This is a genomic window from Staphylococcus simulans (assembly GCF_003043455.1).
GTDB classification, from domain to species: domain Bacteria; phylum Bacillota; class Bacilli; order Staphylococcales; family Staphylococcaceae; genus Staphylococcus; species Staphylococcus simulans_A.
Genome location: NZ_PZGG01000103.1, coordinates 1 through 4,419 on the forward strand (window position 1 = coordinate 1; position 4,419 = coordinate 4,419).

General features: G+C 34.9%; 7 protein-coding genes. 2 read left to right on the forward strand and 5 right to left on the reverse strand.

What is annotated here, in order from left to right:
- Window positions 1-106: 106 nt before the first annotated feature.
- The 5 genes from BU038_RS11880 to BU038_RS11900 all read right to left on the reverse strand — a co-directional run bounded on the left by BU038_RS11880 (window position 107) and on the right by BU038_RS11900 (window position 3,548).
- On the reverse strand, window positions 107-718 hold the full coding sequence (locus tag BU038_RS11880; RefSeq protein WP_107606194.1) for a hypothetical protein: 612 nt from the start codon (window positions 716-718) through the stop codon (window positions 107-109).
- 540 nt (window positions 719-1,258) lie between these two features.
- Window positions 1,259-1,501 (reverse strand): 30S ribosomal protein S18, encoded by a 243-nt coding sequence (gene rpsR / locus BU038_RS11885; RefSeq protein WP_002447994.1) that lies wholly within the window; start codon window positions 1,499-1,501, stop codon window positions 1,259-1,261.
- Between the two features lie 53 nt (window positions 1,502-1,554).
- A complete protein-coding gene (gene ssb / locus BU038_RS11890; protein ID WP_002480323.1) occupies window positions 1,555-2,073 on the reverse strand; it encodes a single-stranded DNA-binding protein in 519 nt (172 codons plus the stop codon).
- 21 nt (window positions 2,074-2,094) lie between these two features.
- Window positions 2,095-2,391, reverse strand: coding sequence for a 30S ribosomal protein S6 (rpsF, locus tag BU038_RS11895; RefSeq protein WP_002480322.1), 297 nt, complete (start codon window positions 2,389-2,391; stop codon window positions 2,095-2,097).
- 161 nt (window positions 2,392-2,552) lie between these two features.
- Window positions 2,553-3,548, reverse strand: coding sequence for a thermonuclease family protein (locus tag BU038_RS11900; RefSeq protein WP_107606195.1), 996 nt, complete (start codon window positions 3,546-3,548; stop codon window positions 2,553-2,555).
- 153 nt (window positions 3,549-3,701) lie between these two features.
- Here BU038_RS11900 and BU038_RS11905 point away from each other — a divergent pair, with 153 nt between their 5' ends.
- Window positions 3,702-3,959: an AbrB/MazE/SpoVT family DNA-binding domain-containing protein gene (locus BU038_RS11905; RefSeq protein ID WP_107606196.1), complete on the forward strand. Its 258-nt coding sequence runs from the start codon at window positions 3,702-3,704 to the stop codon at window positions 3,957-3,959.
- A complete protein-coding gene (locus BU038_RS11910) occupies window positions 3,953-4,291 on the forward strand; it encodes a type II toxin-antitoxin system PemK/MazF family toxin (protein ID WP_070848131.1) in 339 nt (112 codons plus the stop codon). Before BU038_RS11905 ends, BU038_RS11910 begins: the two co-directional genes overlap by 7 nt.
- Window positions 4,292-4,419: the final 128 nt, after the last annotated feature.

Below are 4,419 nucleotides of genomic sequence, written 5' to 3' on the forward strand. Positions count from 1 at the left end.
TCTATACATATAGTTAATGGAAATGAAACCAGAAAAAAGAAACACCCTGTAATATTGACATACATCAATGTTACAGGATTAAAGTATCTTACTTTTTATTTAACTTTTAAATTTCGTCAAGTTGGTTATTTTTCATCAAGATTTTTAAGAATTCACGTTCTACTTCTAATAAATGAACATAGTCATCTGACATGATTTCTTTACTTAATTCAATATTTTTTTCAGAGATAAAATTAACTAACTCTTCATTATCTTTATTGCTTGGATATTCGCTTTTCGCTTGCGCAAGTAATGAATCTTCACATACTAGAATGAAAGAACGACCATAGGCAATATCGACTTTACCGCGTTGATAATGAGACTCTAAAAATCTTTTCGCTTCTTCTAAGTCATCTGTATGTTCAAAAATACCAAATACTTGTTCAGTCACTTTATCTGATAAGTTAGCTAAACGGTCTTTTTCTGGTTGGCTATCTGGTTTCACTCTATCTTTAACCAACATTTTTTGTTTTTTGATTTCATCTTCGATTAATTCTAACTCTTTAGTACGTTCTTCTTTTGACCACTTGTTTTCATTTTCTTTGTACTCTGTTAATAAATCATTCGCTCTATGCAAATCAAAGTGTTCCTCACCTTTACCACTATGATCTAATCCTTCATAGTGCGTTGGATGAGATGTTTCATTCTTATCGTTTTTATTTAATCCTTGTCTACTCATATTAAGATACTCCTTTTCAACTTGACATTTATTCACTTGTCCAATGTATTGGATACATTTCAAGAATATTTTACCCGTCCGTAAACACAGTAAACACGGTGTGCAACTCATCATACTTATACCTTTAGAACACTTGGGGAACGTAACTGTCATTTCCGAAGTAAAATTTAACAGTTAAGTAGGCTAAATGATGACTTAAGGAATTTTGCGCAATGAAATAGAAAAATCAACTAGAATGAAATTAAGATAAAAAAAGGAGGTTGCTTATCATGATGATCGCAGATATTATTGGTGGTATTATCAAGTTAATCGTGAACTTAGTAGACACTTTCGCTCCTAAAAAATAATCCATAAATACTTAATGACTTTCTTAATACGCTCGCGATGTCGGGCGTATTTTTCTGTTAATAAATCAAGCTTCAGAGAACCTTACATCTTTTAAATTGACGATTTCCCCCTTATTTCGCCCTTTATTATTACCTTTGAACATAAAAAAACCCCGTAAGCCTATGCTTACGGGGTTCATTTATAAGTTTTATCTTAGTTTTCGTCTTTAACATATGGTAATAAAGCCATATGACGAGCACGTTTGATAGCTGTAGTCAACATACGTTGATATTTAGCTGAAGTGCCAGTTACACGACGTGGTAAAATTTTACCGCGTTCTGAGATAAAACGTTTTAATAATTCAGTATCTTTATAGTCGATGTGTGTAATTCCGTTTGCTGTGAAGTAACAAACTTTTTTACGACGACGTCCGCCTCTTCTTGGTCCACCTGCCATGGTTAACTGCCTCCTTTAATCGATATTTTCAAATTTTACGTTCATTACACGTATTAGAATGGTAAATCATCGTCACTGATGTCAATAGGTCCGTTCGTATTTGCGAATGGATTGTCTGATTGACCAGCGTTGGATGAATTGTTGTTTTGATAAGATGACGTATTTTGTCCTTGTTGTTGACCACCATAGTTTTGACCATAGCTCTGGAATTGGTTATTACCGCCAGATTGTTGGCCATGACGTTGGTTTTGTGATTTTGGTTCAAGGAATTGAACACTGTCACATACAACTTCAGTAACAAAGATACGGCGTCCTTCTTGGTTTTCGTAACTGCGTGATTGTAAGCGACCATCAACGCCTGCAAGACTTCCTTTAAACAAGTAATTGCTTACGTTTTCTGCTTGTTTTCTAAAAACAACACAGTTAATAAAGTCTGCTTCACGTTCCCCTTGCGCATTCGTAAACGTACGATTAACCGCTAGAGTAAAAGTCGCTACACTTACGCCTGAGGGTGTCGTTCTGTATTCAGGATCCTTAGTTAAACGGCCTACTAATACAACTCTGTTAATCATTTAAACGCCCCCATTCTGTTTTTACTTATCTTCGTCTTCGCGAATAACCATATAACGAATGATATCGTCATTGATTTTTGCTAAACGTTGGAATTCATCTGTAGCTTCACTGTTTTCAGTGTTGATACGTACAATGTTGTAGAAACCTTCTTTGAAATCGTCGATTTCGTAAGCAAGGCGACGTTTGCCCCAATCTTTTTCTTCAATGATTTCAGCACCGTCGTTAGTTAAAATATTTTTGAAACGTTCAACTAATGCTTTTCTCGCTTCGTCTTCAATGTTTGGACGAACAACGTACATAATTTCATATGTTCTCATTTTTATCTGCACCTCCTCGTGGACTATACGGCTTACTCTCAATTGGAGTAAGCAAGGAATAATTTTCATTACTCACAATCAAGAATTATAGCATAGCCATTTACTTTTTACAATCATTTTTGTTATGTGAATTCAAACGAATTCTACTTTTTTCATACCCATTAATTTATCTCACATGCCCAACCATCTTTATCTCTATCCATTTTGTCTCTATAAGCCGGATGATCTTTAGACACGCCTCCTGGATAGTCTTTTCTCAATTCTGTACAGTTAGCGTAATGCTTAGTTTCCCCACTTGCAGATTGACTATGAGATGCATTGTTTTGCGAATGACTTTGAGATTCTTGGGAGCCTGACGGCAGGCTACTTTGATAATTATTTTCTGGTACATTCCCGCTCCAAATATTTAGATGCTCCTGTTGTGCTAATCGTTGACTCTCTTGCAATTGGTCTAAATACGTAATACTTGGCGGATAAATATAAGCCACTTTTGCTAAGCCTTGTCTGACTAATGCATCGTTTACCATCACACCATCAGCATAGACGTATGCTAGATATCTGCCATACTTATCTGTCTTTCCACCTTTATCAAATTCAACTTCAACCTTAGAAGCATGCATCAACATATTCTTGGTAAAGTCAGAAGCTTCTTTTCCATAAGGTTCTACGCCTTTTCTAGGATGTTTCGTCTCCGGTGTATCAATCAACAATAATCTGAAGGCAGATTCTTTCCCTTCATATCTTAATCTCACTGTATCTCCATCTATAGGACGTGTGAATTCAACCACTTCTCTAACTAAACCATTAGGTTGTGTTTGTGGTTCGGATTTAGGTTCACTTGTTTCTTTCTTTTGATTATTGTCCGATTCTTGTTCTGATTTCGGAGCAGCTTTAGGTTGTTCTGACTGATTCTCTTTATTTGTATCTTTCGACTCATCTTTTGATTTATCTTGTGTTGTATCTGCAGTTTTATTATTCGTTGTTTCAGGCTTTGTATCTGGTTCCGACATTCCAAAGAACATCATACTTAAAATAAATGCTACTAAAGCAATGATACCTGCTGCTTTCTTTTGCTTGCCTTTTGTCCATAAAAAGACAAACATGGCTATGTAAATTATAAAGATAATAAAACACAACACACCTAGTATTCCCAACATCTTGTACACCTCCTCTTCAATACTTATTTCTTTCTATTCTATACTATTTCTTTATTATTAATAAGATTCAATCTACACTTTATAATAAATCCAACATTATTTCTGCCGATTTTAAGTTAAATAAGATATGATAAGTCTAAAGAGGTGTTATTTATGTCAGAAGAACATGCACGAATTTTCAAAACTGAACAAGGTCATGCCGTTACATTACCTGATACTGTGATAGAATCATTAAACTTAAAACCCGGTGATCAACTAGTTCACGAAATAATCAACGATACTATCGTTTTAAAAAAAGTAAACCATGAAGATTTCACTAAAGAGTGGCAACGCTTCTTCAAACAAGGCGGCGATTACTCAGATTACAAAACCCATGAATGGGGCGAAGCATCGGAGCGTGAGCAATGGTAAAACAATATCAAATTATAGAAGTTAATCTGAATCCCACACTTGGTCGCGAGAAAGGTAAGTATAGACCTTGTGTCGTTCTAAGCAGAAATGAATTCAATCAGAAAACTGGTTTGGTATGGGTCTCTCCCATTACGAGCAGAGCTGTTAAATACCCTACTGATGTTGAACTACATTCTATGGAACATCGGATTAAAGGTACTGTCGATGTCGGTCAAATACGTACTTTAGATTTAAGTTCAAGGCATTATAAAATCGTTGATCGCACAACGCACGAGGTCATGCACAAGATCGATGATATTATTACACACATTCTAAAAATGGAGCATTTCTAACACACTTTTTTGAAAAAGTGTGTTTTTTTATGAATAATAACGCATTTTTATTCGTTATAGTGTATAATAAACCAAAATCAATATCTCACACCTTTATTTATAAACGTAGAAGAAGATTACAATTAAAA